We start from the raw sequence: 25,585 nt of genomic DNA, 5'->3' as shown, positions 1-25,585 counted from the left end.
CCTTCGACCCCAGGAGATGCCATGACCGAGCCCGTGCTGAAGATCGAGGACCACGGCAAGGTGCGCCTGCTGACCCTCAACCGTCCCGAGGTCCGCAACGCCCTCAACATGGACCTCAACGACGCGCTGGTCCAGGCGCTGATCGAGGCCGACCACGACCCGGACGTCTACGTCATCGCGATCACCGGAACCGGCACGAGCTTCTGCTCGGGCGCCGACCTCAAGGGCGCTCGCGACATGGCCGACCAGGGCAAGCCGTTCTACGGGCCGCTGCACAACAACCGGCGCAGCCTGATGGAGGTCATGATCGACACCCGCAAGCCGACGGTCGGGATCATCAACGGTCCGGCGATGGCGGGCGGCTTCGAGCTGGCCCTGTCGTGCGACATGCGGGTCGCCGCGCCGACCGCGTTCTTCGGGGTCCCGGAGTCCAAGCGGGCCCGCGGCGCCCACTTCGCCTCGGTCATGCTGCCGGTGACCGTGCCCCCGGGCATCGCGATGGAGTGGCTCTACACCGGCCGGCGCATCCCGCTGGAGGAGGCCGAGCGCTGGGGCCTGGTCAACAAGGTGCTCCCCGGCGAGGACGTCCTCCAGGAGGGGCTCGACTGGCTCGGTGACGTGATCTCGTCGGCCCCGCTGTCGCTGCAGCGGCTCAAGCTCACCTACCGCAAGACCGCGGGGCTGCCCCCGCACAGCGCGATCCGGATGGACGCGGGGCCGGACGTCTACATGTCCGAGGACCAGAAGGAAGGGGCCCGGGCGTTCCTCGAGCGCCGGGAGCCCCAGTGGCAGGGCCGCTGAGGCCCGCTCGGCGCCGTACGCCGCGATGACCCTCGGCGACATGGGGGCCGAGATCATCGCGGTCGAGCGGGTCCTCCGCGGACACTGACCGGCGTTCCGGCCCACGGCACCGATGTCTCGTGATCGGCGTCGCATCACGGCACGCTGACCACACCGACCCTCCCGAGCCAGGCACCTGACAGCCGGCGCCAGAAGGCGCCGCCCGCCTGGCCGGACCCCGTCCAGAGAGGACCCCTCCATGACCCTCGACCTCACGTTCGATTCGACCAGCCGCTACGTCTCCCTGCCCTCCGGCAAGGTGCACTACAACCAGGCCGGTGAAGGCCCCCCGGTCCTCCTCCTGCACGGCAGCGGCCCTGGCGCCACCGGCTGGAGCAACTTCGGGCCGAACATCGTCGAGCTCGCCGAGAGGTTCACCTGCTACGCCGTGGACATGCCGGGCTGGGGCGAGTCGGACACCGTCGCCCCCGACCAGCGCAACCATGTGCAGACCGCCCTGGAGTTCCTGGATGAGCTGGGCATCGACAAGGCGGCCTTCATCGGCAACTCGATGGGCGGCGCCACCACGATCCGCTTCGCCGTCGAGCACCCCGAGCGCCAGTCGCACCTCATCACCATGGGCGCCGGAGCCGCCGGGGTGAAGATCTTCGGTGCCGGAGACGGTCCCTCCGAGGGACTCAAGATCCTGCAGAAGGGCTACCGCCAGCCGTCGATGGAGACGATGCTCGAGCTCGTCGACGTGATGAGCTACGACTCCGGAGACCAGCGCGAGGAGCGGGCCCGGGTCCGCCTGGACAGCCTGCTCAAGCACCCCGACCACGTCGCCAACTTCCTGGCCGGCGTCCGCAACAAGCGCGACTTCCCGGCCGAGGAGCAGGTCGCGGGGATCCGCGTCCCGGCCCTGCTGATCCACGGCCGCGACGACCGCGTCGTGCACTACGAGAACTCCCTGCGCCTAGTCGCCCTCATCCCCGACTCCCGGCTGCTGCTGCTCAACCGCTGCGGTCACTGGGCCCAGGTGGAGCACGCGGAGGAGTTCAACCGCGTCGTCGCGGACTTCATCGAGAACAACTGACATTCCCTTCCGCCCCTCGGGGGGGCGGGGGAGAGGAGCAGCACCATGGCGACGGCCTCGACGGCGCTCGCGGCGAAGGCGACCGGGCGCGACGCGTCCGGTCGCCCTCCGGCCACGCGCGGCTTCGAGGACCTGAAGTACCGCGAGGTTCTCGGGCACTACCCCACCGGCGTGGTCGTCGTGTCCGGTATCGACGCCACGGGGCAGCCGGTCGGCATGACCATCGGCTCCTTCACCTCGGTCTCGCTCGACCCCCCGCTGATCGCCTTCCTGCCGACGCGCACCTCGCGGACCTTCGCGCGACTGCGCACGGCGTCGTCCATCTGCGTCAACGTGCTCGCCGCCGACCAGGAGTCGGTGTGCCGCAGCTTCGCGACGCCCGGCGCCAGGCCGTTCGACGACCTCGGCTGGACGCCCGCCCCCGGGGGCGCCCCGATCCTCGACGACGTGGTGGCGTGGATCGAGTGCGGCTACCACGACGTGACCCCGGCCGGCGACCATGTCCTCGTCCTCGGCCGGGTCGAGCGCCTGCGGGTCACCCGGGCCGTCCAGCCGCTGCTGTTCTTCCAGGGCGGCTACGGACGCTTCGTGCCGAGCTCGATGATGGCGCTGCCCGAGGCGGACCTGATCAAGGGGGTGCGGCTCGCGGAGCTGGCGCGCCCCGAGATGGACCGGCTGGCTCGCGGCCTGGAGGTCGAGTGCTCGCTCCTGTCGCGCGGCGGCGGCGACCTCGTGATCGTGGCGGTGAGCACCGCGCCGGGCACGTCCACCCGCGCCGCGCCGGGCAACCGGGTGCCGCTGCGCCCGCCGCTGGGTGACCTGTACGTCGCCTGGCGGGGCCCGGACGAGGTCGACGCCTGGCTCTCCGCCGCGGGCAGGGACCGGCGCGAGGCGTACCGCCAGCGCCTGGCCACCGCCCGGGAGCGAGGGTGGTCGATGGCAATGGTCGGCGAGGATGCGGACACCCGGCTGCACGACCTCCTCCGGGAGAACTCCTCGGGCCGGCTGACGCCGTCGCGGCACCGGGAGATCGAGCGGGAGATCGAGCGGCTCTCCGCGGCCTACGAGCCCGTCGAGGTGGTGGCCGGGCGCCGCTACGACGTGCAGTCCATCGTCGCGCCCATCTTCGGGGTCGACGGCGAGGTGGCCCAGGTGCTGCGGCTGAGCCGGCTGCCGTGCGACGTCGACGGCGCCCGGGTGGAGGAGTGGACCCGGGCGCTCACGTCCGCCGCCGAGCGGGTGACGGCCGCCTACCGTGCCGCCCCGGCCGACGCGGATGGGTGACCTCGCCGACGCCCGCGGGCTCGCCTACTCCGTGCGTGCGTTCCGGCACCGCGACTACCTGATCTTCTGGTGCGGCGCACTGGCCTCCAACGTCGGCACCTGGCTCACCAACCTGGCGGTCCCGTACGTCCTCTACGAGCTCACCCAGAGCGCGTTCTGGGTGGGACTGGCTGCGCTCGCGCAGTTCCTGCCCGGGGTCCTGTGCGCACCACTCGGGGGCAGCCTCGCCGACCGCTTCGACCGCCGCCGCCTGCTGCTCGCCACCCAGGCCGGCGGCGCGCTCGCGGCGGCCGGGCTGTGCGTGCTGTGGTTCGTCGGCAGACACGAGCCTGTGGCGATCATGGCCGTGATGGCGGTGAGCGGTGTGTTCCACGGGATCAACCTGCCCAGCTGGCAGTCCTTCGTGAACGACCTGGTGCCGCGTGCCGACCTCACGTCGGCGATCGCGCTCAACTCGCTGCAGTTCAACGCCGCCCGCTCGATCGGGCCGGCCATCGCCGGGCTGCTGCTGGCCACCCTGGGCCCCGGCTGGGCGTTCCTGCTCAACGCGCTGTCGTTCGGCTTCGTGATCTGGGCGCTGTTCACCGTCCGCGCGCGCCCGCGACCCGGTGCCGTACCCGGCACCGCAGGCACCTTCAGCGGCTTCGCCGAGGCGCTGCGCTACGTCCGGGGCCAGCGCGGCATCCAGGTGGCGATCATCGTCTCGGTGCTGATCGGCTTCTTCGCCAACCCGATCTTCGGGTTCACCGTGGTGTTCGCCGACGAGATCTTCACCGTCGGCGCGGTGGGCCTCGGCCTGTTGAACGCCGCCCTCGGCATCGGCTCGCTGCTCGCGGCGCCCCTGGTGTCCGGTGGCTTCCTGCGCCTGACGCTGTCGCGGATGGTGCGCTGGGCGCTGCCGCTGTGCGCCCTGGGCATGCTCGGCTTCGCCGCCGCTCCCAACCTGCCGCTGGCGGCGCTCTCGCTCATGCTGGTCGGCGCCTCGTTCCTGGCGGTGGTCTCGTCCGCCAACACCGCGATCCAGCTGATCGTGGCCGACCACGTGCGGGGGCGGGTGCTCGCGGTGCGGATCATGATCTTCACGGGCAGCTTCCCTCTGGGGGCGCTGGGGCAGGGGTGGCTCTCGGATCGCGTCGGCCCCCAGGTCACGGTGGCGGGCGGAGCGGTCGCTCTCGGGCTGCTCGCCCTCGCCTTCGGAGGCTGGCGCGGCGGGGCGGTTCTGCGCCGGCTCGACGACCCCCGGGACCGGAGCGGTCCGGGCGCTCCAGGCGGTGTTCCGAAAGATGGAACGCTCCGGGCTTGCGCTCCGGGCTCCGAGGCGTGACGCTGGTCACCGTCGACGACGTGGTCGGCGGCTCGAGGGAGGATGCGATGTCGGTGCAGCCCATGCCCGTGGGGGGAATCTCTTCGGTTCAGGCATTGCCGGAGTCCCCGGCGGACGACGACGGCCCCGCGGTGACCTCGGTGAGCAAGGCTCTGCGCCTGCTCGCGTCGTTCCGCGGGGTGGGACCGGTCGCGGGGGTAAGTGAGCTGGCGCGGCTGACCGGGCTGCCCAAGTCCACCGCGTTCCGGCTGCTGGCCCAGCTCGAGGCGAGCGGCTACCTGGAGCGCTCCGGCACCGACTACCGGCTCGACCGGATGCTCTTCGAGCTGGGCAACTGCGTCCCCATGTGCAGCCACGGCGATCTGCGCAGCATCGCGGGCCCGTTCCTCAGCGACCTCTTCCTGCGCAGCCGCTACGTCGTCCACCTCGCGGTGCTGGACGGAGTGGACGTGGTCTACCTCGACAAGATCCATGGTCACGGGAACGTCAGGGTGCCGACCAAGGTCGGCGGCCGGATGCGGGCCTCGTGCTCGGCGCTGGGGAAGGCCATGCTGCCGTTCGGTCACCGAGAGGCGGTCGAGCAGATCCTGCAGGAGGGCCTGGCTCGTCGTACGCCGCACTCGATCGCGGCCCCGGGACTCTTCGTCTCCGAGCTCAACCAGGTGCGCAAGCATGGGGTCGCCTTCGACCGGGAGGAGGCGGCGCTCGGCCTGACCTGCGTCGCCGCGCCGATCATCAGCCAAGGCGTGGCGGTGGCGGCGGTGTCCGTCTCCGGGCCCACCGGACGCTTCGACCCCGTGGCGCTGGCCAAGCAGGTGCAGTCGGCGGCGCGGGAGATCTCGGCGCTGTACGCCCGCCGCCTGGTGGACCAGGGCCTGGAGGCCACGGCCGGCTGACCCCGGGGTTCCGGACCGTGGCACGGATCACTTCGTCCGGGCCGGCGCGGGGTCGATCATCGGGTCGCCGGCCCGGAGAGGGCTCCGGTGACCAGCAAGTGAGGGAGCAGCGCATGACCGAGGTGCTCGAGCGGATCGAGAAGCAGGGCGACTTCCTCGCCGAGAGCGGCCCGGAGTGTGAGCGGCTCGGCCGGCTCACCGACGAGGTGGCCGACCGCATCCGCTGGACCGGCGTCACGCGTCTCCTCCAACCGGCCGAGTTCGGCGGCGACGAGGTGCACCCGGTGGAGTTCTTCGAGGCCGTGCTCGCCGTCGGCGCCAGGTCGGGGGCAGCGGGCTGGGTCTCCAGCGTCGTCGGCGTGCACCCGTGGGAGATGGCCATGTGCGACCACGACCTCCAGCAGGCGGTCTGGGGCGAGGACCCGGACACCTGGATCGCCTCGCCGTACGCCCCGATGGGCCGGGCCAAGCCGGAGGGCGAGGGCTGGCTGCTCAGCGGCCGCTGGTCGTTCTCGTCCGGCACCGACCACTGCCAGTGGATCTTCCTGGGCGGCATGCTCACCGATGCCGACGGGGTCGTCGCCGACCCGGCTCGCGCGGTGCGCCACTTCATCCTGCCGCGCTCGGACTACGAGATCGTCGCCGACTCCTGGGACGTCATCGGCCTCGAGGGCACGGGCAGCAAGGACATCGTCATCAAGGACGCCTACATCAGCCCGGACCGGCTCGTGGACCCGCAGGCGCTTCCGAGCGCCGAGCTGCGCCGCACCAACCCGCTCTACCGGATGCCGTTCCCGACCATGTTCTCCGGCGCGATCACCGCCGGCACCCTCGCGATCGCCGAGGGCGCGCTCCATGCGTTCGTCGAGCACACCCGCGAGCGCGTCGACGCCCGCGGTGCCGCCGTCGCCGGCAGCCCGCACCAGCTCGCCGTCCTGGGCGCCGCCTCCTCCGACATCGCGGCCAGCCGGCTGCAGTTCCTCAACGACATCAACCGCGTCTACGAGGCGGGCGCCAAGGACGCGCTCACGCCCGCACTCCGCCTGGAGGTGCGGCGCAACCAGGTGCGCTCGGTACGCCGCGCGGTGGACGCCGTCGACGAGCTCTTCATGCACGCCGGTGGCGGAGCGCTGCGCCGCGACCTGCCCTTCCAGCGGTTCTGGCGCGACCTGCACGCCGCCATGAACCACATCAACAACGCCGCCGAGCTGACCTACGAGGGCTACGGCCTCCAGCTGTTCGGCCAGCCCGTCCCGGCCGGTGTGAGGTACTGAGGATGAGGCTCGAGACCGCGCAGCGGCTGCTGACGCAGGTGCAGGAGGCCGCGGCCGCCTCGTCCCTGCGCCTGAGCATGGTGGTGGTCGACGCCGGCGGGATCGAGGTCGCCTCCGCCCGCATGGACGAGGCCGGCTGGTTCACCCTGGGCATCGCCCGCAGCAAGGCGCGCACGGCGGTCGCCTTCGGACGGCCGTCCGCGGAGCTGGCGGCGATGCGCGACGCCCACCCCGACGTCTGGCGTCTCGCCGACGACCAGCTCCCGTTCGCGGCCACGACCCTGCCCGGCGGGATCCTGATCCGCGAGGAGGGTGCCGTCGTGGGTGCCATCGGCGTGAGCGGCGCCGCCCCCGAGGTCGACGTCGCGGTCGCCGAACACGCTGTCGCGACCCTCGCTCAGGCGCCGTCCGGCGTCGTGCCAGCCGGCGGCACGGGCCGGTAGTTGCCCCTCGGGAGCGGCCATACGCTGCCGCATGACGCGCGTCACACCGAGGCGTCGTCGACCCGAGCAGGAGGACACGATGCGGATCGCGGCTATCCGGGTGGCACACCTGGTGGGGGTGCTGCTGGGCGTGACGTTCCTGGTCTACGTCCTCCTGGACCTGCTCCCCGGCGACACCGCCGAGGTGATCGTCGCCTCTAGCGACGCCCCTTCGGCGGAGGCGGTCGAGGCCGTGCGGAAGAGCCTGGGCCTCGACCAGCCGCTCATGGAGCGCTACTTCTCCTGGCTGGGCGGCCTGCTGCAGGGCGACCTGGGGCAGTCCTACCGCACGGGGGAGACGGTGCTCGCCGCCGTGGCCGACCGGCTGCCGGTCACCCTGCAGCTGCTGGTGATGGCCGAGATCGTCTCGCTCGCGATCGCGATCCCGCTCGCCACCATCGCGGCCAACCGCCGCGACTCCTGGATCGACCGCGTGGTCGCCGTCATCACGTTCGGCTTCCAGGCGCTGCCGCACTTCATGGTCGCCGTGCTGCTGGTGTTCCTGCTGGCGGTGAAGCTGCAGGTCCTGCCGGCGCTGGGCTTCGTGCCGCTGTCCGAGGACGTCGGCGAGAGCATCAAGTCCCTGCTGATACCGACGATCGCGCTCTCGGCGGGGCTGATCCCGGTGTATCTGAGGATCCTGCGCACCGAGATGATCCGCACCCTGCAGGAGGACTACATCCTGCTGGCCCGCTCGGTCGGGCTCAAGCCCTCGACGATCCTCACCCGCTACGCGCTCAAGCCCTCCCTGCCGACGCTGATCACCGTGGTCGGCGTCAACATCGGGCACCTGGTGGGCGGCACCATCGTCATCGAGCTGATCTGCGGCCTGCCCGGCGTCGGGACCCTGCTGTTCAGCAGCATCAACGGCCGCGACTACGTGATGGTCCAGGGGCTGATCCTGCTGATCGCCGCGACGTACGTCGTCGCCAACTTCCTCGTCGACATCTTCTACACCGTCCTCGACCCAAGGGTGCGCGCATGACCATGACCCCGACCGCCGGCGATCGGACCGACCTCACCGCGGCCGGGGCCGGGGTGGCCCCGCCGGCCGAGCCCCGTGCTCGTCGCAAGGTCCGCTGGGTGACCATGCTGTCCGCCGCCTGGATCGCGCTGCTGGTCCTCGGCGCGGTCCTCTTCCCGTTGCTTCCCCTACCCGACCCCGACCGCAGCGACTACGCCGCCATCGCGGTGCCCCCCGGTCACGTCGACCACTGGCTCGGCACCGACACGATCGGTCGCGACATGCTGAGCCGGCTGCTGATCGGCGGGCGGGTGAGCCTCACCGTCGGCATCGGCGGCATCGCCCTCGCGGTCCTGGTCGGCGCGGTGCTCGGGCTGATTTCCGGCTACTTCGGCGGCTGGCTCTCGCGGATCATCAACGGCGTCATGGACATCCTGCTCGCCTTCCCCTCCCTGGTGGCGCTGATCGCGCTGAGCGTCTTCATGGGCCCCGGGCTCAAGACGATCATCATCGGCATCGGGTTCATCGCCGCGCCGCAGGTGGCGCGCGTGACCCGCGCGGCCACCCTCGGCTTCGCGGAGCGCGAGTTCGTCATCGCCTCGCGCGGGATGGGGTCGGGCAGCTGGCGGATCCTGCGCCGCGAGATCGTGCCGAACGTCGTGGGGCCGGTGATCGCGTTCGCGACCGTGCTCGTCGCGGTGGCGATCGTGGCCGAGGGCTCGCTCAGCTTCCTGGGCCTCGGCGTGCCGCCGCCCACCTCGAGCTGGGGCACGATGATGGGCGACGGCCGCTCGGACTTCGACTCCGCCCCGCACATCGCACTGCTGCCCGCCGGCGCCATGTTCGTGACGCTCCTGGCCCTGTACTTCCTGGCCGAGGAGCTCAACCGGAAGTTCGACATCAAGGAGGCAGCCCTGTGAGCGCCCCCCTGCTCGAGGTCGAGGGCCTCGAGATGCACTTCAGCACGGCCCGCGGAGTCGCCCAGGTGATCAACGGCGTCGACCTGCGCATCGGGGAGGGCGAGGTGCACGGCCTCGTCGGCGAGAGCGGCTCCGGCAAGTCCGTCACGGCCCGCTCGATCCTCGGCATCCTCCCGCAACGCAGCATCGCCCACCGCGCCGGCCGGATCGGCTACCGCGGTCGCGACCTGGCGGCGCTCTCCGAGAAAGAGATGCGCCAGGAGATCCGCGGGCAGCAGATCGCCATGGTCTTCCAGGACCCGATGACCGCGCTCAACCCGGTGATGCGCATCGGCCAGCAGCTGGCCATGCCCATCCGACGCCACCGGGGCGTCTCCAAGCGCGAGGCGCTCGCGCGCGCCGTCGAGCTGCTCCACCAGGTGGACCTGCCCGACCCGGAGGGACGGCTGCGCTCCTTCCCCCATGAGCTGTCCGGCGGTCAGCGCCAGCGGGTGATGATCGCGATCGCGCTGGCCTGCGACCCGCAGCTGCTCATCGCCGACGAGCCGACCACGGCGCTGGACGTCACCGTCCAGGCGCAGATCCTGGACCTGTTCGACGAGCTGCGCGAGGAGCGCGGCCTGGCGATCCTGCTGGTCTCCCACGACCTGGGGCTGATCGCCGAACGCTGCGACCAGGTGTCGGTGATGTACGCCGGCGAGGTGGTCGAGCGCGGCGGCGCCCGGGACGTCTTCGAGCACGGCCGGCACCCCTACACCCGGCTGCTGGAGGGGGCGCGCCCGCGCCTCGAGGACCCCCCGCACACGGTGCTCAACACGATCAGCGGGCGAGCGCCGAACCTGGTCGACCGGCCGGTGGGCTGCCCGTTCCGCGCCCGCTGCCCGCAGGCGCTCGACGTCTGCGCCCACGTCCGGCCGCCTCTCACCGCCGACGAGGGCACGCTCTCCGCGGCCGCCTGCCACAACCCCACGTCGGTCGATCTGCCCGACCCGTCGACCGAGCGCCCGGAACCGACCTTCGAGGTGAGCCCCCGATGAGCATCGCCCAGACCTCCGCGCCCCAGACCGAGCCCGTTGAGCGGCAGGTGGTCCTCTCCGCCCGCGACATCGTCGTGGAGTACCGCTCCGCCAAGGGTGCCCCCGTGCGCGCCGTACGCGGCGTCGACCTCGACCTGCTCCAGGGCGAGACCCTCGGCGTGGTGGGGGAGTCCGGCTGCGGCAAGTCCTCGCTGGGCAAGTCCCTGGTGCAGCTGCCGCCCCCCACCTCCGGCGAGGTGATGCTCGCGGGCCAGCCGCTGACCGGGCTCAGCCAACGGCGCCTGCGCCCGCTGCGGCGCCGGATCCAGCTGGTCTTCCAGGACCCGATCTCCTCGCTCAACCCGCGCCGCACGGCGCTGGAGATCGTGGCCGACCCGCTGCGCCTGGTCGGGCACCCCGAGGTGCGCAAGACCGCCCTGGCGGCGCTCGAGGACGTCGGCGTCGACGAGCGGATGGCCGACCGCCGTCCGCACGAGCTCTCCGGCGGGCAGTGCCAGCGGATCTCGATCGCGCGCGCGGTCGTGCAGAACCCTGAGGTGCTGATCTGCGACGAGCCGGTCTCCGCACTGGACGTCTCGGTGCAGGCGGCGGTGCTCAACCTGCTGGAGAAGATGAAGGCCGAGCACCACCTGTCGATGATCTTCATCTCCCACGACCTCGCGGTCGTGAAGAACATCAGCGACCGGGTGGCGGTGATGTACCTCGGCAAGATCTGCGAGCTCGCGCCCGCCACCGCCCTCTACGCCCGGCCGCTGCACCACTACACGACGCTGCTGCTCGACTCGATCCCCAACCCCGGCGCCGAGCGCAAGCCCCGCCGAGCGCGCAACGAGATCTCCCGCAAGGCGCCGAGTGCCGGCTGCCCGTTCGCGGCGCGCTGCCCCGCCGCCACCGAGCTGTGTCACACCACCGAGCCGGAGCTCGTCGAGCTCGAGCCGGGCCATCAGGTCGCCTGCCACCACCCGGTCAGCACTCCCCAGCCGGTGGGATGACGCCACCGGCGGCAGGCAGTTTCGCCGGGCGTTCCATCCGTCGGCACCGCACTGTTCCCCGGCTCGGAATGTGACCCCCATCATACCGAGCACGGCGCCCTCCCGGGTCTGCCGACATCGGTCAAGGAGTACCCGTGATCCACACCACGCACCACGCCAAAGGCCTCTTCGCCGGGGCCTTGGCGGCTCTCTTGCTCACCGCCTGCAGCGGCGGCGGCGACACCAAACCGCCTGCGGACGCGTCTAACGCCAACAAGGTCGTCGCCGAAGGTGAGGGCGTCTCCCTCAACGAGTACGGCGGCGCCCAGCTCGAGCGGAGCGATGCCCAGAAGGGCGGCTCGCTCCGGCTCGGCATGATGGCCCCCGTCGACACCCTCGACCCGACCACGGCCCTGTCCACCCCGGGCATCAACGCGGCCACGGCGATCTTCGAGACCCTGATGGCGATCGGCCCGGAGGGCGAGGCGATCCCCGGAATGGCGGAGTCGCTGGAGTCCGAGGACCAGCTCACCTGGACGCTCAAGCTCCGCGAGGGCGTCATGTTCACCGACGGCACCCCCTATGACGCCGACGCCGTCGTCGCTCACCTCACCCGCTACGCCGCCCCCGAGTCGCAGGGCCGCCAGGCGGCAGCCGCGCGGCAGATCGTGGACATGAAGGTGGTGGACCCGCTCACCCTCGAGATGAAGCTGGCCGCCCCCTCCGTGGAGTTCCCGGTCCTGTTCACTGCGGGCGCGGGCATGGTGCCGTCCCCGACCGCGGTGGAGAAGTCCGGCGCCTCCTTCGGCCAGAAGCCCGTCGGTGCCGGTGCCTTCAAGGTCAAGTCCTTCCAGCCGGGCGGAGACCTGGTGCTCGAGCGCAACCCCGAGTACCGGATCCCCGAGCTGCCCTACCTGGACGAGATCGTCATGGTGACGGCCACCGACACCGAGGCCCGCCTGAGTGCGATCAAGGCCGGCAGCCTCGACCTGGCACCGACCCAGTCGGTCACGGACCTCGAGGAGGCCGGCGCCGCGGACCTCACCGTCCTGCAGCAGCCCGCCTACACCTACTTCTACCTGGCCCTCAACACCTCCCAGCCGCCGTTCGACGACGAGCGGGTGCGCAAGGCCCTGCTGCTCGGCATCGACCGCGAAGCCCTCGCCACCGCGGTCTTCGAGGGCAAGCACCCCGCGATGGAGGGCTACTTCACGGGCAACCACCCGGAGTACGTCGAGACCGACTTCCCGGAGTTCGACGCCGACGAGGCCAAGAAGCTCATCGAGGAGTACGTCGCCGAGGGCGGCGACGCGTCGTTCGAGATGACCAGCACCTCGCCGCCGGAGTTCCAGCGACAGGCGAGCGTGCTGCAGCAGATGCTCTCCGACATCGGCGTCGAGATGAAGATCCGGATCAGCGACCAGCCGACGATGATCACCGAGGCCGCCGCGGGCAACTACAGCGCGCAGCTGCGGTTCATCGGGATCACGCTGCAGGCCACCTCGGACCTGCAGGGCCGCTTCCACTCCAAGTCGCCGGCCAACATCGCCCGCGGCGGTGACGCCGAGGTCGACAAGCTGATCGAGGAGCTCCTCGTGACGCCGGTCGCCGAGCGTGGCGACCTGTACGCCCAGGTCCAGGAGGCGATGACCCGCTGGATGCCCTCGACCCCGACCGTCGGCCAGATCGGCGGCTGGATCGCCAGCGACGAGGTCGGCGGCTTCCCGGGCAGCAAGGGCGAGCAGACCGTCGACATCATCGACCTGCGCTACATCTGGGCCAGCTGACCCGAGCTGACCCGAGCAGACGAGGCCGGACCGGGGCGCGGTGCCCCGGTCCGGCCTCGTCTGGTTCCGCCGCGCGGCACGATCTCGCCCATGGCGGCCGCCGGGGGCACAGAATCGAGGTCGCGCACCACGTGAGGACCCGCTGTGAGGACACGACGATGACCAAGCCCCCCCAGGACCAGCCCGCCGCCGGGGGCGTGGAGCCCCGCCACTTCCGCGAGACGCTCGGCCACTACCCGACCGGGGTGGTGATCGTGACCGGGATCGGCGCCGCCGGCGAGCCGGTCGGCATGGTCGTCGGCTCCTTCACGTCGGTGTCGCTGCACCCCCCGCTCGTGGCGTTCCTGCCCCAGCGCGACTCCGGCACGTTCGCGCGGTTGCGTGACGCGAGCTCCTTCTGCGTCAACGTCCTGGCCGCCGACCAGGAGGCTCTGTGCCGCCGGTTCGCGCAGCACCGCGACGACAAGTTCGAGGATGTTCGGTGGCACCCGGCGCCGGGGGGCGCGCCCATCCTCGACGGGGCGGTCGCCTGGATCGAGTGCGGCTATGAGTCCGTCGTCGAGGCAGGGGACCACTACGTCGTCATCGGCCGCGTCACCGACATGGACGTCCTCCGGCCGACCCTGCCGCTGCTCTTCTTCCAGGGCGGCTACGGCCGCTTCACCCTGCCGTCCCTGCTGGCGCAGGTGGAGCCGGACCTGATCCAGGGCATCCGGCTCGCCGAGGTCGCGCGCGACCAGCTCGAGGCGGTGGCCGCGGACCTCGAGGCCGATTGCAGCGTGACCGCCTGCGTGGGGGAGGACGCCGTCTTCGTCGCCCTCGCGAGCGGGTCGGCCAGGCCGAGCCGGATCTCACTCGGCTTCCGGGTGCCGCTGGTGCCGCCCCTGGGGGCCGTGTACATCTCGCACTCCGGCTCGGTGGCCGTCAACGAGTGGCTGCACCGGCTGCCGGAGACCGACGAGGCGACCCGGGCGGCGTACGTCGGGCAGCTCGAGCGCGTGCGCGAGCGGGGCTACTCGCTGTCCCTGCGCGGCACACACGACGACCGGGAGCTGTTCGAGGCGGTCCGCGACTACTCCTCGGTCGACCGGCTGCCGGAGCACGAGCGGCGGTTCAAGGCGATCATCCAGGAGACCGCCGCACTCTACGAGCCGGACATCGAGCCTGGCGGCAGCTACGACCTGCACTCCATCGTGGTGCCGGTCGAGGGGCCGATGCAGCAGGTGCAGATCGCGCTGCGGCTCTCCAACATCCCCCGGGGCATCGGCGGCCGTGAGGTGGCGCGGTGGGTGGAGTGCCTGAAGCAGGCGGCGGCGGTCGTCTCCGCCCGACTGATCGAGCTGGACGGGTTGCGCGACGAGGAGTCCGACGGCCTTTCCACTCCGTGGCACGAGCCATTGGCCGTGGCGTCGTCGATGCCGAAGGGTGAGGCACACCCGATGCCCGACACCCCCAGGGAGACACCATGAGCGCCACCGTGAGGAGCCTCGGCTACGCCGTGCTCGGATGCCCCGACCTGGCGGAGTGGCGCAGGTTCGCCTCCACCACGCTGGGCCTGCAGGTCGTCGAGCACGCCGAGGGCGTGCTGCGGCTGCGGATGGACGAGTACCTCTACCGCCTGCAGATCGAGGAGGGCGCCACCTCCGGGGTGACGGTCCTCGGCTGGGAGGTCGCCGGCCCGGAGGACCTGGCCGAGCTGGCCGCCCGGGTCGAGGAGTTCGGCATCGCCGTCGAGCGGCCCGGCCCCGAGGCCGCCCGCGCCCGCAACGTGACCGAGCTGGTCCGCTTCGTCGACCCCGACGGCCTGGTGAGCGTCGAGCTGTTCTACGGCCTCACCAACGCGCTCACCCCATTCGTGTCGCCGACCGGAACGGAGTTCGTCGCCGGACGCCTCGGCCTCGGTCACGCCTTCCAGCTGGTCAAGGACCCCGAGGCCTTCCAGCTCCTCTACCAGGGCGTGCTCGGCTTCCGCCTCAGCGACCACATCGAGGTCAACGAGACGACGGTCGCGAGCTTCTTCCACTGCAACCCGCGGCACCACTCCTTCGCGTTCGTGCCCGTCGCCAACGACGACCGCAACCGCCCGGTGGGCGTGGGGCACCTGATGCTGGAGTCCACCGACATCGACGGCGTCGGCCGGGCCATCGACGCGCTGAGCGCCGGCGGGGACAAGATGACCGCCACGCTGGGCAAGCACACCAACGACAAGATGATCTCCTTCTACGTCGAGTCGCCGTCCGGCACCGGCATCGAGTACGGCACCGGGGGCATCGAGATCGACGACGCCACCTGGACGCCGACTCGCTACCAGTCCGCCCACTACTGGGGCCACGAGAGATGAGCCGCGCCACCGACCGGGTCGCCCCGGTCGCCGAGATCCTGCGCAAGGACGCCGCCAACTGCGACCGCGCCGGCCAGTTGACCGCGGTCACCGAGGACGCGGTACGCAGCACCGGCGTCGTGAAGATGCTGCAGCCGAAGGACTTCGGCGGGACCGAGGACCACCCGACCGAGTTCTTGGAGACGGTCCTGGAGATCGCCTCGCACTCGCCCTCCGCGGGCTGGGTCGCCGGTGTCGTGGGCGTCCACCCGCACGAGGTGGCGCTCGGCGAGCGCCGCATGCAGGAGGAGATCTGGGGCGACGACCCGGAGACCTGGATCGCCTCGCCGTACGCGCCGATGGGCCGGGCCCGCCCGGTCGAGGGCGGCTACGTCTTCAGCGGCCGCTGGCCGTTCAGCTCGGGCACCGACCTGTGCCAGTGGGTCACGATCGGCGGCTTCATCACCGAGGACGACGGCGAGACGATCACCGACCGTCGCGCCCGTCACTTCGTGCTGCCGCGCTCGGACTACGAGATCGTCGCCGACTCTTGGCAGGTCGTGGGCCTCAAGGGCACGGGCAGCAAGGACCTGGTCGTCCGCGACGCCTTCGTGCCGTCGTACCGCGTGATCGGCACCGAGGAGATCACCGAGGGCACGGCCGCGGCCCGCGTCGGAGGCCGGGACAACCCGCTGTACGCGATGCCGCGCAACGTCATGTTCGCCGGCGCGGTCTCGGCCGCGACGATCGGCATCTGCAAGGGCGTCCTGGACGCCTTCGTCGAGCTCACCCGCACCCGTGACGGCCGCTACGGCAAGTCCTCGCTCGATCCCTACCAGCTCGCCGCTCTCGGCGACGCCGCCGCCGACATCGACGCCAGCGCCCGCCACCTGCTGACCGACGTCGACCGCACCTACGACCTGTGCGCCGCCGGCGAGCCGACGCCGGTCTCGCAGCGCGCGGAGGTACGCCGCAACCAGGTCCGCGCGACCAACCGGGCGGTCGCCGCCGCCGACCGGCTGTTCCGGGTCGCCGGGGGAGTGTCGCTGCGCGAGGACCTGCCGATGGAGCGGCTCTGGCGCGACAGCCAGTCGGCCATCCACCACATCCAGAATGTGCAGGACCCGATCATGCAGGCGTGGGGCCTGGACTTCTTCGGCCACCCGATCCCGCCGAGCATCAAGTTCTGAGCACCGGCCCCACTCGCACCGCACCCGCACCCGCATCGTCACGAGAGGAACCCATGCCCATCCAGGAGCTAGGGCACGCCGGCCTGTGGGTCGAGGACCTGGACGCCATGCGCGGCTTCTACACCGAGATGCTCGGGCTCACGGTCACCGACGAGGACCCCGAGAAGGGCATCGTCTTCATGAGCGCCCGCCCCGAGGAGGAGCACCACGAGCTCGTCATCGCCCGGGGCCGCACCGCGCCGCGCGACGTCAAGCTGGTACAGCAGATCTCCTTCCGCGTCGACACCGTGGAGTCGCTGCTGGAGTTCCACCGGCGCTTCCAGGACGCGGGCGTCGAGGTGCAGCAGGAGGTCACCCACGGCAACGCGTTCGGCATCTACTTCTGGGACCCCGAGGGCAACCGGATCGAGGTCTACGTGCGCATCCCGAAGGACGTGCGCCAGCCCTTCCGCAAGGACCTCAACCTGGACCAGAGCCTCGAGGACGTCCTCGCCGAGGCCGACCGGATGCTCGCCGAGGGCGGCGAGACCTACGGCGTCGCCGGCGGCATCCGCGGCCCTGCACAGGCCGGCCCGGGGACGGTGGGCTGAGTGCGGCTCGCCAGCGTCCGGGTCGGCGACCGCGAGGCCGCCGCCCGGGTCGAGGGGGACACCCTCGTGCTGCTGCCGTTCCGCGACGTCGGCGCGCTGCTCGCCGACCCGGCCTGGCGTGAGCTCGCGGCGGGCGACGGCGAGATCGTCGCGGGCGCGCAGGTGCGGCTGCTGCCCGTCGTGCCCCGTCCGGACAAGGTGGTCTGCCTCGGACGCAACTACGCCGAGCACGTCGCCGAGACCGGCAACGAGCTGCCCACGCACCCGGTGCTGTTCGCCAAGTTCCGCTCCTCGCTGACCGGCCCCTACGACGACGTGCCGATGCCCTCGGCGAGCGAGCTGCTGGACTGGGAGGTCGAGCTCGTCGTGGTCATCGGCACCGGTGGACGCGACATCGCGGTCGAGGACGCGCTGGACCACGTCGCGGGCTACTCGGTGAGCAACGACCTCAGCGTCCGCGACTGGCAGAACCGCACCAAGCAGTGGCTGGCGGGCAAGGCGTGGGACGGGCTGACCCCGGTCGGCCCGTACCTGGTCACCGCCGACGACCTGCCGCCGGGCGCCGCCGGCCTGGAGATCTCCTGCGAGGTCGACGGCGTGGTCATGCAGAGGTCCACCACCGACAAGATGATCTTCGACGTCGCCACGACGATCGCCGACATCAGCGTGTTCACCCGCCTCGAGCCCGGGGACCTGATCCTGACCGGTACGCCCGACGGCGTCGGCAACGCGCGCGATCCCAAGATCTTCCTGCGGCCGGGGCAGGTCGTGCTCAGCCGGGTCGAGCGCGTCGGCGAGACCAGGAACCGGATCGTTGCCCAGGTCTGAGCCCCATGACCCCGCGAGCCTGACCGACGCGCAGCGCGCGCTGTACGACGAGCTGCGCTCGGGGCCGCGGGCCGACCCCGCACGTCCGGGCGGCCCGGTCGACGCCGACGGGCGGCTGACGGGCCCCTTCGACGCCATGCTGCACAGCCCCGCGGTCGGAGGCCCCCTGCAGCGCCTCGGCGCGGCGCTGCGCTACGAGTCCGGCCTGGACGACCAGGTCCGGGAGATGGTCGTGCTCCTGGTCGCGGGGCATCACGACTGCGCCTACGAGCGCGTCGCCCACGAGCGCATCGCGCGCCGGCTGGGGGTGCCCGAGGAGACTCTGGCGACCCTGGCCGCCGCGCGCGTACCCGCGACCTTCGCCGATGACGTGGACGCCACCGCCGTGCCGGCGCTCGCGCTCGCCGCGCGGCTGCTCGACGGCCGGCTCACCGACGACGGCGACCTCGACGTCCTGCGCGACGCCCTGGGACCGGCCGGTGTCTTCGAGGTCAGCACCCTCGTCGGCTACTACCAGACCCTGGCCCACCAGCTCGCACTCTTCGGTGTCGAGCCCCCGACGGGCCGGAGGCCTGACATGACCGACTCCCCGACCGCCGAGTCGACGTCCCGCTACGTGGAGGCGGCCGGCGTCCGCATCCACCTGCACGAGGCCGGCGCGGCCGACGCCCCGCTGCTGCTCTGCGTGCACGGCGGCGCCCCTGGCGCCTATGGCTGGGGCAACTTCGGACAGAACGTCGAGGCCTTCGCCGCCCACTTCCGCACCGTGGTCGTCGACCTGCCCGGCTACGGCCGCTCCGACAAGCCCGCGATCGAGGGCGGGCGCTACGGGTTCTACGCGCGGGTCTTCGCCGCGCTGATCGCGGAGCTGGGCGCCGAGAGCGCGCACGTGCTCGGCATGGCGACCGGGGGTGCGGCGGCCATCGCGATGGCCGTGGACCACCCCGAGGTGGTCGAGCGGCTGGTGCTGGTCAGCTCGGCCGGCGGACTGCCGCTGTTCACGCCGAGCCCCAGCGAGGGCCAGCAGGTGATCCGCTCCTACTATCAGGACGGCCCGCCGACCCGGGAGCGCATGCGCGCCTACCTGGAGATGATGATGCACGACCGATCCCTCGTGACCGACGAGCTCGTCGAGGAGCGCTTCCTCGCCAGCGTCGACCCCGACTTCATGGCCGGCGCCCCCGAGGGCCGCGGGACGCCGGCCACCACCGAGCAGCTGTGGCCGCGCCTGCACGAGATCTCGGCCCGCACCCTCGTGGTCTGGGGGCGCGACAACCGCGTCCAGGGCTACGACAACGCGCTCTTCATGCTCAACCGGATCCCCGACGTCGAGGTGCACCTGTACGGCCGTACCGGCCTGTGGGTCCCCTTCGAGCGGGCTCGCCGGTTCGAGTCGCTGGTCACGGGGTTCCTGACCGACGACTGACGCACCTCGCTGTCCCTTCTGCTCGCCTTTCGTCCTTCCCTAGGAGCCCGCCCATGCGCCTCGCCCACCACCACGACCGAGCCGTGCTCGTCCTCGAGCACGGGGACCACCCGCGCGGCATCGACGTGGCCACCGCCAGCGGCGGCCGCTTCGGGCCGGCCATCGCCGGCATCTACCCGCGCTGGGAGGAGTTCCGGGCCTGGGCCGAGGAGCTGCTCGCCCGCTCGCCCGAGGCGGACGTCGACCTGGACGTCGACCTGCTCGGAGCGCCGTCGCCCGAGCCGCGCCAGGTGTTCGCCATCGGCCTCAACTACGCCGACCACGCCGACGAGACCGGTTACGAGCCCCCCACCGAGCTGCCGCCGGTGTTCACGAAGTTCCCCACGAGCATCACCGGCCCACGCGGCGAGATCGCCCTGCCGCAGGGCGGCAACACCGACTGGGAGGTCGAGGTGGTGGCGGTCATCGGGCGACCGGCGTACCGGGCCAGCGTCGAGGAGGCCTGGGACCACGTCGCCGGCCTGACCCTCGGCCAGGACCTCTCGGAGCGGGCTCGACAGATGTCCGGACCCGCCCCGCAGTTCGGCCTGGCCAAGTCCCACCCGGGCTTCAGCCCGATGGGCCCGTGGCTGGTGACCACTGACGAGCTGGCCGACCGCGACGACCTCGCCCTGGGCTGCACCATCGACGGCGAGACCGTCCAGGACGGGCGCACGAGCAAGTTGCTCTACAGCATCCCGCGCATCATCTCCGCCCTGTCGGAGGTCGTGAGCCTGCTGCCAGGTGACGTGATCTTCACCGGCACCCCCGAGGGAGTCGGCATGGGCATGCAGCCGCCGCGCTACCTGCGGTCGGGGGAGGTCCTGCGCACCTGGGCCGACGGCCTCGGCGAGATGGTGCACACGATGCGCTGACCGGCGGGGAGCATGAGGCCGGGTACCGAGCGAGGTGAGCCATGATCCGAGTGACCCCTTCGTCCACGTGCGCGGCGCGACCGAGCACAACCTGAGGAACGTCGACGTCGACGTGCCTCGCGACGCGATGGTGGCCTTCACCGGGGTGTCCGGCTCGGGCAAGTCGTCGCTGGCCTTCGGGACGATCTACGCCGAGGCCCAGCGTCGCTACTTCGAGTCCGTGGCGCCCTACGCGCGCCGCCTGCTCCAGCAGGTCGGGGCTCCGCACGTGCAGGAGATCACCGGGCTGCCGCCCGCGGTGGCGCTGCAGCAGCGCCGCGGGGCGCCGACCTCGCGGTCCAGCGTGGGCACCATCACCACGCTCTCCAACCTGCTGCGGATGCTCTACTCGCGGGCCGGCACCTATCCGGCCGGTGCCGAGCGGCTCGGAGCCGAGGCGTTCTCGCCCAACACCGCGGCCGGGGCCTGCCCGCGCTGCCACGGTCTCGGCGTGGTGCACGACGTGGCCGAGGAGCTGCTCGTGCCCGACCCGGACCTGAGCATCCGCGAGGGCGCGATCGCTGCCTGGCCCGGCGCCTGGCAGGGCGCCAACCTGCGCAGCATCGTCATGGGGCTCGGCATCGACGTGGACCGCCCGTGGCGCCGGCTCGCCCGCAAGGACCGGGACTGGCTGCTCTTCACCGACGAGCAGCCCTCGGTGCTGATCGAGCCCGAGCGCGACCGCATCGACCATGGCTACTACGGCAAGTTCTGGAGCGCGCGCAAGCACATCCAGCACGTGCTGTCGGACTCCAAGAGCGAGCGCATGCGCGAGCGGGCCCTGCGCTTCATGCGCGCGACGCCGTGCCCCGACTGCGGCGGCACCGGCCTGCGCCCCGAGGCACTCGCGGTGACCTTCGCCGCGCGCTCCATCGCCGAGGTCAACGCCCTGTCGCTGGCCGACCTCGTGGCACTGCTGCGGCCCACCGCGGAGCTGACGGAGGCGAGCGCGGCCGTCTCGTCGGCCGACAGCGGTGAGACGACCGAGGTCGCCGTCCGGATCGCCGCGGACCTGGTCGCCCGAGTGGGCGTCCTGATCGACCTCGGGCTCGGCTACCTCAGCCTCGGCCGCGGGTCGACCACCCTCTCGCCGGGGGAGGCGCAGCGGCTGCGGATCGCCACCCAGCTCCGCTCGGGGCTGTTCGGCGTCGTCTACGTCCTCGACGAGCCGTCGGCCGGGCTGCACCCCGCCGACGCCGAGCCGCTGCTCGACGTGCTCGACCGGCTCAAGGCGGCCGGCAACTCGCTGTTCGTCGTCGAGCACGACCTGGACGTCGTACGGCGCGCCGACTGGGTGGTCGACATCGGCCCCGGAGCCGGCGAGGCCGGTGGCCGGGTCCTGTACTCCGGGCCGGTCGCCGGGCTGGAGGGCGTCGCCGGGTCGGCCACGGGGGACTACCTGTTCGGCCGTGCCGAGCGCCTCGAGCACGACCCGCGCACCCCCCACGGGTGGCTGCACCTGCGCGGCGTGACCCGTCACAATCTGCGCGACGTCTCCGTCGACGTCCCGCTGTGCGTGCTCACCGCCGTGACCGGGGTGTCCGGCTCCGGCAAGTCGACGCTGGTGACGCAGGTCCTGGCCGAGCTCGTGCGTGGTCACCTCGGGCTGGCGCCCGACGACGAGGACGAGGCCGAGCTCGAGGTGGACGTCGACGACGCGGCCGGCCTGGAGGCGTTCGACCGGCTGGTCCGGGTCGACCAGCGGCCGATCGGGCGCACCCCGCGCTCCAACCTGGCGACGTACACCGGGCTGTTCGACGCGGTGCGCCGGGTCTTCGCGGCGACCGAGGAGGCCCGGGCGCGCGGGTACGCCGCCGGGCGGTTCTCCTTCAACGTCGTGGAGGGCCGGTGCGAGACCTGTCAGGGCGAGGGGTTCGTCTCGGTGGAGCTGCTGTTCCTGCCGGGCACCTACGCGCCGTGCCCCACCTGCGACGGTGCCCGCTACAACGCCGAGACGCTCGAGATCACCTACCGCGACCGCACGGTCGCCGACGTGCTGGCGATGTCGGTCGACGACGCCGCGGTCTTCCTCGCCGACGTCCCGGCCGCGCGGCGCAGCCTGGAGACGCTGCGCGACGTGGGGCTGGGCTACCTGCGGCTGGGGCAGCCGGCCACCGAGCTCAGCGGCGGCGAGGCGCAGCGGATCAAGCTCGCCACCGAGCTGCAGCGCGCCCACCGCGGGCACGCGCTCTACCTGCTGGACGAGCCCACCTCCGGGCTGCACCCGGCCGACATCGCCCTGCTGCTGCGCCAGCTGCACCGCCTCGTCGACGCCGGCAACACGGTGGTCCTGGTCGAGCACGACCTGGCCGCGATCGGCAGTGCGGACTGGGTCATCGACCTCGGGCCGGGCGGCGGAGACGCCGGCGGTACGGTGGTCGCGACGGGCACCCCCGAGCAGGTCGCCTCGGCCGCCGGCAGCGCCACCGCGCCGTACCTCTTCCGATGGCTGGGAGCACGGGCGCGGGCACACGCGCCGGGCTGAGAGTCTCGCGGGGCGCCCACCCGCGCCCGCACCAGAGGAGACATGTGACGACCGAGGAATCCCTGGGCAGACGGCTGCTGATCGTGCTGGCGCTGCTCTCCGCGACGGCCCCGGTCTCCATCGACCTCTACCTCGCCTCGTTCCCGGCGGTGCGGGACTCGCTGCGCACCGAGGCCTCGAGCGTGCAGCTGACCCTGACCGCGTTCCTCGCCGGTCTCGCGATCGGCCAGATCTTCTGGGGCCCGGTCGCCGACCGCTTCGGTCGCCTGCGCCCGCTCCTCGTGGGCTGCGCCGTCAGCACCGTGGCTGCCGCCGCGGCGGTCTTCGCCCCCACGATCGAGGTGCTGATCGCCGCCAGGTTCTTCCAGGCGCTCGCGGGCGCCGCCGGGGTCGTGATCTGCCGGGCCATCGTCGCCGACCGGCTCCACGGCTTCGCGGCCGCTCGGGCCATGTCGCTGCTGGCCAGCCTCACGAGCATCGCGCCGGTGCTCGCGCCGCTGTTCGGCGGCGCGCTGGCCGGGCACCTGTCCTGGCGCGCCATCCTCGCTCTCGTCCTCGCCCTCACCGTGCTCCAGCTCGTCGGGGTCCTCACGACCGTGCGGGAGTCGCTGCCGGTCGAGCGGCGCAGCCCGCGTCTGAGCTACCGCCACCTCGGCGCGCTGCTGCGGCGTCCGGCGTACCTGGGCTACGCGACCGCGGCGGCCTTCACGTTCGGGATGCTGATGTCCTTCATCTCCACCTCCTCGTTCGTCTACCAGGGGGTGATCGGCACCAGCGAGCTGGTCTACGGCATCGGGTTCGCCGTCAACGCCCTCGGCATGATGGCCGGCTCGCTGATCTCGGTCCGGCTGGCCGGGCGCCGGGTGCCGCCGGCCAACACCGTGCGCGCCGCCCTGGCGGTGGCGACGGTCGGGTGCGCGAGCTTCCTGGCGGTCGCCGCCCTGCCGCTGCCGGCCTGGCTCCTGCTGGTGCCGTTGTTCGTGGTCATCTCGAGCGTCGGGTTCGTCATGGGCAACTCCGGTGCGCTGGTGATGGAGCAGAGCCGCGACTACGCCGGTTCCGGCAGCGCCGTCATGGGCGCCATGATGTTCCTCTTCGGCGGGCTGGTCTCGCCGATCGGTGGCCTCTGGGGCGACCAGACCGCCGTGCCGGTGGCGGTGGTGATGCTGGTCTGCGGCAGCGCCGCCTTCACCTGCATCCACCTCACCCACCGCGCCCGGCGCACCGCCGTCGCGGTGCCGGTGGCCTAGAGCCCCTCGGCGATCGTGGCCAGCAGGTCGGCGAGGTCCGCCGGCCGGCTGTACATCGGCCAGTGGCCGGAGTCGAGGTCGGCGTACTCGAGACGGGCGGCGCCGGCCAGCTCGGGCAGCTCGCCCCCGGCGACCCACTCCCGGGCCTCGGCCGGCGTGAACTCCGGGCAGACCAGCCAGGTCGGGACGTCGTAGCGGCGCTCGTCGGTGAGCCGGACGGTGCCCTTGACGACCGCCTCCGGCACGTCCACGAGGGTGGCCGCGATGCGCGCGCGGGCGGCGCCGTCGAGGTCGGCGACGTCGGGCCCCTCGAACGGCTCCCACCCGGGGAAGGCGAGCACACCTCCCTCGGGCTGGAGGGAGGAGAAGTACTCCTCACCGTCCGCGGCGGGGAAGCCGCCGATCAGCGCGGTCGCCGCGACCCGCTCGGGGCGGCGGTCCGCAGCCAGCCAGGCGAGCGCGCAGGCGGCGGAGTGGCCGACGACCAGGGGCCGCCCCGCGGCCGCGTCCACCGCGGCGACCACCGCGTCCGCCTGGTTCTGCAGCGTGGCCGAGGCGGCTCCGTCACCCTGCCCGAGCAGCGTGAGGGGGACGGCGCGGTGGCCGCGGGCCTCCAGGCCCGGGACGACGTCGTCCCACGCCGCGCCGGTGAGCCAGAGTCCGCCGATGAGGATGATGTCCATGCCGCCACGCTAGAGGCGGTTCCGGACGATCTGCTTCCGCTTCTCCGACCCCGGGCCTAGGCTCCCGAGATGGCCGCGCGAGCTCGCCCCGACACCAGCCCGACCGCGCGCGCCCTGCGCGCCCTGGAGCTGCTCGGCTCGCGCCCGGTCACCACCGCCGGCGAGCTCGCGGAGCGCCTCGGGGTCACCGAGCGCGCCGCCCGGCGCTACGTCGGGATCCTGCGCGAGGCCGGCGTCCCGGTCCAGTCCGAGCGCGGTCCCCACGGCGGCTACCGCCTGGGTCGCGGCACCCGGCTGCCGCCGGTGGTCTTCTCCCAGGAGGAGGCCCTGGTGCTGGTGATGGCGGTCCTCGACGGACAGTCCACCTCCGCCGACGCCGACGGGCTGGTCGGGGCCGCCCTGGGCAAGGTCGTGCGGGCCCTGCCCGAGCTCGTCGGTCGCGAGGCGGCGGCCCTGCGCGAGCACGCGTCCGCCGCGCCGCGCCGCGACGCCGCGCGCCCGGACCCGGTCACCACCAGCGCCCTCGTCACGGCGGTCGCGGAGCGCCGACGGGTGAGCGTCACCTACCGCGGCGACGCGAGTGCGGAGTGGGAGAGCGAGGTGGACCCGTGGGCGGTGGTGGTGCGCTTCGGCCGCTGGTACCTGCTGTGCCACTCCCACCGAGCCGGTGCCGTGCGCACCTACCGGATCGACCGCATCGCCGGCGTGCAGGCGACCGGCCACGGCTTCCGCCGGCCCGACGACCTGGACCCGGTCGCCGCGCTGGAGCACCACCTCGGGGCGGGGTGGCGCTACCCCACCCGGGTGGTGTTCGAGGCGCCCGCCGACGAGGTCCGGCCGTGGCTGCGGGGACCGATGGGCCGGCTCGAGCCGCTGGGGGAGGGGTGTGTCCTGCTCGGCAGCACCCGCAACCCCGCGATGTACGCCCAGGAGTGGCTCGCCGGGGTGCCGTTCGACTTCCGGGTGGAGGAGGGCCCCGAGCTGCGCGACGCCGTGGCGGCGCTCGTGGACCGGCTCGCTCGGTCGATCGGGAGCGGCTAGGAGG

At 72.5% G+C, this 25,585-nt stretch carries 23 protein-coding genes; 22 read left to right on the top strand and 1 reads right to left on the bottom strand.

Annotated elements, in window-relative coordinates; all coding sequences use genetic code 11:
• Window positions 1–21 precede the first annotated feature (21 nt).
• From LQ940_RS15055 to LQ940_RS14955, 21 genes are all read left to right on the top strand, one after another.
• Window positions 22–801 carry an enoyl-CoA hydratase/isomerase family protein gene (locus LQ940_RS15055; protein WP_231244325.1) on the top strand — a complete coding sequence of 260 codons (780 nt, stop codon included), beginning with the start codon at window positions 22–24 and terminating at the stop codon, window positions 799–801.
• A gap of 238 nt (window positions 802–1,039) precedes the next feature.
• Window positions 1,040–1,876: an alpha/beta fold hydrolase gene (locus tag LQ940_RS15050; RefSeq protein WP_231244324.1), complete on the top strand. Its 837-nt coding sequence runs from the start codon at window positions 1,040–1,042 to the stop codon at window positions 1,874–1,876.
• A 45-nt stretch (window positions 1,877–1,921) separates the two neighbouring features.
• Entirely contained in the window at window positions 1,922–3,160 is a 1,239-nt protein-coding gene (locus LQ940_RS15045; protein WP_231244323.1) for a flavin reductase, read from the top strand.
• The gene (locus tag LQ940_RS15040) at window positions 3,153–4,484 is read left to right on the top strand and encodes an MFS transporter (protein ID WP_231244322.1); all 1,332 of its coding nucleotides are present in this window, start codon (window positions 3,153–3,155) and stop codon (window positions 4,482–4,484) included. The genes LQ940_RS15045 and LQ940_RS15040 overlap by 8 nt, the downstream gene beginning before the upstream one ends.
• Window positions 4,481–5,380: an IclR family transcriptional regulator gene (locus LQ940_RS15035; protein WP_231244321.1), complete on the top strand. Its 900-nt coding sequence runs from the start codon at window positions 4,481–4,483 to the stop codon at window positions 5,378–5,380. Before LQ940_RS15040 ends, LQ940_RS15035 begins: the two co-directional genes overlap by 4 nt.
• Before the next feature lie 113 nt (window positions 5,381–5,493).
• Window positions 5,494–6,654 carry a hydroxylase gene (locus LQ940_RS15030; protein ID WP_231244320.1) on the top strand — a complete coding sequence of 387 codons (1,161 nt, stop codon included), beginning with the start codon at window positions 5,494–5,496 and terminating at the stop codon, window positions 6,652–6,654.
• 2 nt (window positions 6,655–6,656) lie between these two features.
• Window positions 6,657–7,097, top strand: coding sequence for a GlcG/HbpS family heme-binding protein (locus tag LQ940_RS15025; RefSeq protein WP_231244319.1), 441 nt, complete (start codon window positions 6,657–6,659; stop codon window positions 7,095–7,097).
• A 79-nt stretch (window positions 7,098–7,176) separates the two neighbouring features.
• Window positions 7,177–8,121: an ABC transporter permease gene (locus tag LQ940_RS15020; RefSeq protein WP_231244318.1), complete on the top strand. Its 945-nt coding sequence runs from the start codon at window positions 7,177–7,179 to the stop codon at window positions 8,119–8,121.
• Window positions 8,118–9,020 carry an ABC transporter permease gene (locus tag LQ940_RS15015; RefSeq protein WP_231244317.1) on the top strand — a complete coding sequence of 301 codons (903 nt, stop codon included), beginning with the start codon at window positions 8,118–8,120 and terminating at the stop codon, window positions 9,018–9,020. Before LQ940_RS15020 ends, LQ940_RS15015 begins: the two co-directional genes overlap by 4 nt.
• Entirely contained in the window at window positions 9,017–10,057 is a 1,041-nt protein-coding gene (locus LQ940_RS15010) for an ABC transporter ATP-binding protein (RefSeq protein ID WP_231244316.1), read from the top strand. Before LQ940_RS15015 ends, LQ940_RS15010 begins: the two co-directional genes overlap by 4 nt.
• The gene (locus tag LQ940_RS15005) at window positions 10,054–11,049 is read left to right on the top strand and encodes an oligopeptide/dipeptide ABC transporter ATP-binding protein (protein WP_231244315.1); all 996 of its coding nucleotides are present in this window, start codon (window positions 10,054–10,056) and stop codon (window positions 11,047–11,049) included. The genes LQ940_RS15010 and LQ940_RS15005 overlap by 4 nt, the downstream gene beginning before the upstream one ends.
• Before the next feature lie 134 nt (window positions 11,050–11,183).
• Window positions 11,184–12,815 (top strand): ABC transporter substrate-binding protein, encoded by a 1,632-nt coding sequence (locus LQ940_RS15000; protein WP_231244314.1) that lies wholly within the window; start codon window positions 11,184–11,186, stop codon window positions 12,813–12,815.
• A 158-nt stretch (window positions 12,816–12,973) separates the two neighbouring features.
• The gene (locus LQ940_RS14995) at window positions 12,974–14,284 is read left to right on the top strand and encodes a flavin reductase (RefSeq protein WP_231244313.1); all 1,311 of its coding nucleotides are present in this window, start codon (window positions 12,974–12,976) and stop codon (window positions 14,282–14,284) included.
• Window positions 14,281–15,156: a VOC family protein gene (locus LQ940_RS14990; protein ID WP_231244312.1), complete on the top strand. Its 876-nt coding sequence runs from the start codon at window positions 14,281–14,283 to the stop codon at window positions 15,154–15,156. The genes LQ940_RS14995 and LQ940_RS14990 overlap by 4 nt, the downstream gene beginning before the upstream one ends.
• A complete protein-coding gene (locus tag LQ940_RS14985; protein WP_231244311.1) occupies window positions 15,153–16,325 on the top strand; it encodes an acyl-CoA dehydrogenase family protein in 1,173 nt (390 codons plus the stop codon). Before LQ940_RS14990 ends, LQ940_RS14985 begins: the two co-directional genes overlap by 4 nt.
• Before the next feature lie 53 nt (window positions 16,326–16,378).
• Window positions 16,379–16,915, top strand: a complete 537-nt coding sequence (locus LQ940_RS14980) for a VOC family protein (RefSeq protein ID WP_231244310.1) — start codon at window positions 16,379–16,381, stop codon at window positions 16,913–16,915.
• Entirely contained in the window at window positions 16,916–17,743 is an 828-nt protein-coding gene (locus LQ940_RS14975) for a fumarylacetoacetate hydrolase family protein (RefSeq protein ID WP_231244309.1), read from the top strand.
• Entirely contained in the window at window positions 17,730–19,169 is a 1,440-nt protein-coding gene (locus LQ940_RS14970; RefSeq protein ID WP_231244308.1) for an alpha/beta hydrolase, read from the top strand. Before LQ940_RS14975 ends, LQ940_RS14970 begins: the two co-directional genes overlap by 14 nt.
• Before the next feature lie 53 nt (window positions 19,170–19,222).
• Window positions 19,223–20,083, top strand: a complete 861-nt coding sequence (locus LQ940_RS14965) for a fumarylacetoacetate hydrolase family protein (RefSeq protein WP_231244307.1) — start codon at window positions 19,223–19,225, stop codon at window positions 20,081–20,083.
• 34 nt (window positions 20,084–20,117) lie between these two features.
• Window positions 20,118–22,607 carry an excinuclease ABC subunit UvrA gene (gene uvrA, locus LQ940_RS14960; protein ID WP_231244306.1) on the top strand — a complete coding sequence of 830 codons (2,490 nt, stop codon included), beginning with the start codon at window positions 20,118–20,120 and terminating at the stop codon, window positions 22,605–22,607.
• A 44-nt stretch (window positions 22,608–22,651) separates the two neighbouring features.
• Window positions 22,652–23,857, top strand: a complete 1,206-nt coding sequence (locus LQ940_RS14955; protein ID WP_231244305.1) for a multidrug effflux MFS transporter — start codon at window positions 22,652–22,654, stop codon at window positions 23,855–23,857.
• On the opposite strand, the gene LQ940_RS14950 is transcribed toward LQ940_RS14955, so the two are convergent.
• Complete coding sequence (locus LQ940_RS14950; protein WP_231244304.1) at window positions 23,854–24,540, bottom strand: alpha/beta fold hydrolase; 687 nt, start codon at window positions 24,538–24,540, stop codon at window positions 23,854–23,856. The genes LQ940_RS14955 and LQ940_RS14950 overlap by 4 nt on opposite strands.
• Window positions 24,541–24,609: 69 nt before the next feature.
• Between LQ940_RS14950 and LQ940_RS14945 the strand changes: the two genes are divergently transcribed.
• Window positions 24,610–25,581: a helix-turn-helix transcriptional regulator gene (locus tag LQ940_RS14945; RefSeq protein WP_231244303.1), complete on the top strand. Its 972-nt coding sequence runs from the start codon at window positions 24,610–24,612 to the stop codon at window positions 25,579–25,581.
• The last annotated feature ends 4 nt before the right edge of the window (window positions 25,582–25,585 follow it).

The sequence above is a fragment of the Nocardioides sp. cx-173 genome (genome assembly GCF_021117365.1).
Classification (GTDB): Bacteria; Actinomycetota; Actinomycetes; order Propionibacteriales; family Nocardioidaceae; genus Nocardioides.
The sequence above is the reverse complement of the archived record's forward strand: the minus strand, read 5'-3'. Positions and strand labels throughout refer to the sequence as shown.

Coding starts and splice junctions, on each gene's coding strand:
- LQ940_RS14945 (WP_231244303.1), top strand. CDS start 24,610: ATGGCCGCGCGAGCTCGCCCCGACACCAGCCCGACCGCGCGCGCCCTG.
- LQ940_RS14965 (WP_231244307.1), top strand. CDS start 19,223: ATGCGCCTCGCCCACCACCACGACCGAGCCGTGCTCGTCCTCGAGCAC.
- LQ940_RS15050 (WP_231244324.1), top strand. CDS start 1,040: ATGACCCTCGACCTCACGTTCGATTCGACCAGCCGCTACGTCTCCCTG.
- LQ940_RS14995 (WP_231244313.1), top strand. CDS start 12,974: ATGACCAAGCCCCCCCAGGACCAGCCCGCCGCCGGGGGCGTGGAGCCC.
- LQ940_RS15045 (WP_231244323.1), top strand. CDS start 1,922: ATGGCGACGGCCTCGACGGCGCTCGCGGCGAAGGCGACCGGGCGCGAC.
- LQ940_RS15055 (WP_231244325.1), top strand. CDS start 22: ATGACCGAGCCCGTGCTGAAGATCGAGGACCACGGCAAGGTGCGCCTG.
- LQ940_RS15015 (WP_231244317.1), top strand. CDS start 8,118: ATGACCATGACCCCGACCGCCGGCGATCGGACCGACCTCACCGCGGCC.
- LQ940_RS14950 (WP_231244304.1), bottom strand. CDS start 24,540: ATGGACATCATCCTCATCGGCGGACTCTGGCTCACCGGCGCGGCGTGG.
- LQ940_RS14985 (WP_231244311.1), top strand. CDS start 15,153: ATGAGCCGCGCCACCGACCGGGTCGCCCCGGTCGCCGAGATCCTGCGC.
- LQ940_RS14980 (WP_231244310.1), top strand. CDS start 16,379: ATGCCCATCCAGGAGCTAGGGCACGCCGGCCTGTGGGTCGAGGACCTG.
- LQ940_RS15040 (WP_231244322.1), top strand. CDS start 3,153: ATGGGTGACCTCGCCGACGCCCGCGGGCTCGCCTACTCCGTGCGTGCG.
- LQ940_RS15025 (WP_231244319.1), top strand. CDS start 6,657: ATGAGGCTCGAGACCGCGCAGCGGCTGCTGACGCAGGTGCAGGAGGCC.
- LQ940_RS14990 (WP_231244312.1), top strand. CDS start 14,281: ATGAGCGCCACCGTGAGGAGCCTCGGCTACGCCGTGCTCGGATGCCCC.
- LQ940_RS15020 (WP_231244318.1), top strand. CDS start 7,177: ATGCGGATCGCGGCTATCCGGGTGGCACACCTGGTGGGGGTGCTGCTG.
- LQ940_RS15030 (WP_231244320.1), top strand. CDS start 5,494: ATGACCGAGGTGCTCGAGCGGATCGAGAAGCAGGGCGACTTCCTCGCC.
- LQ940_RS15005 (WP_231244315.1), top strand. CDS start 10,054: ATGAGCATCGCCCAGACCTCCGCGCCCCAGACCGAGCCCGTTGAGCGG.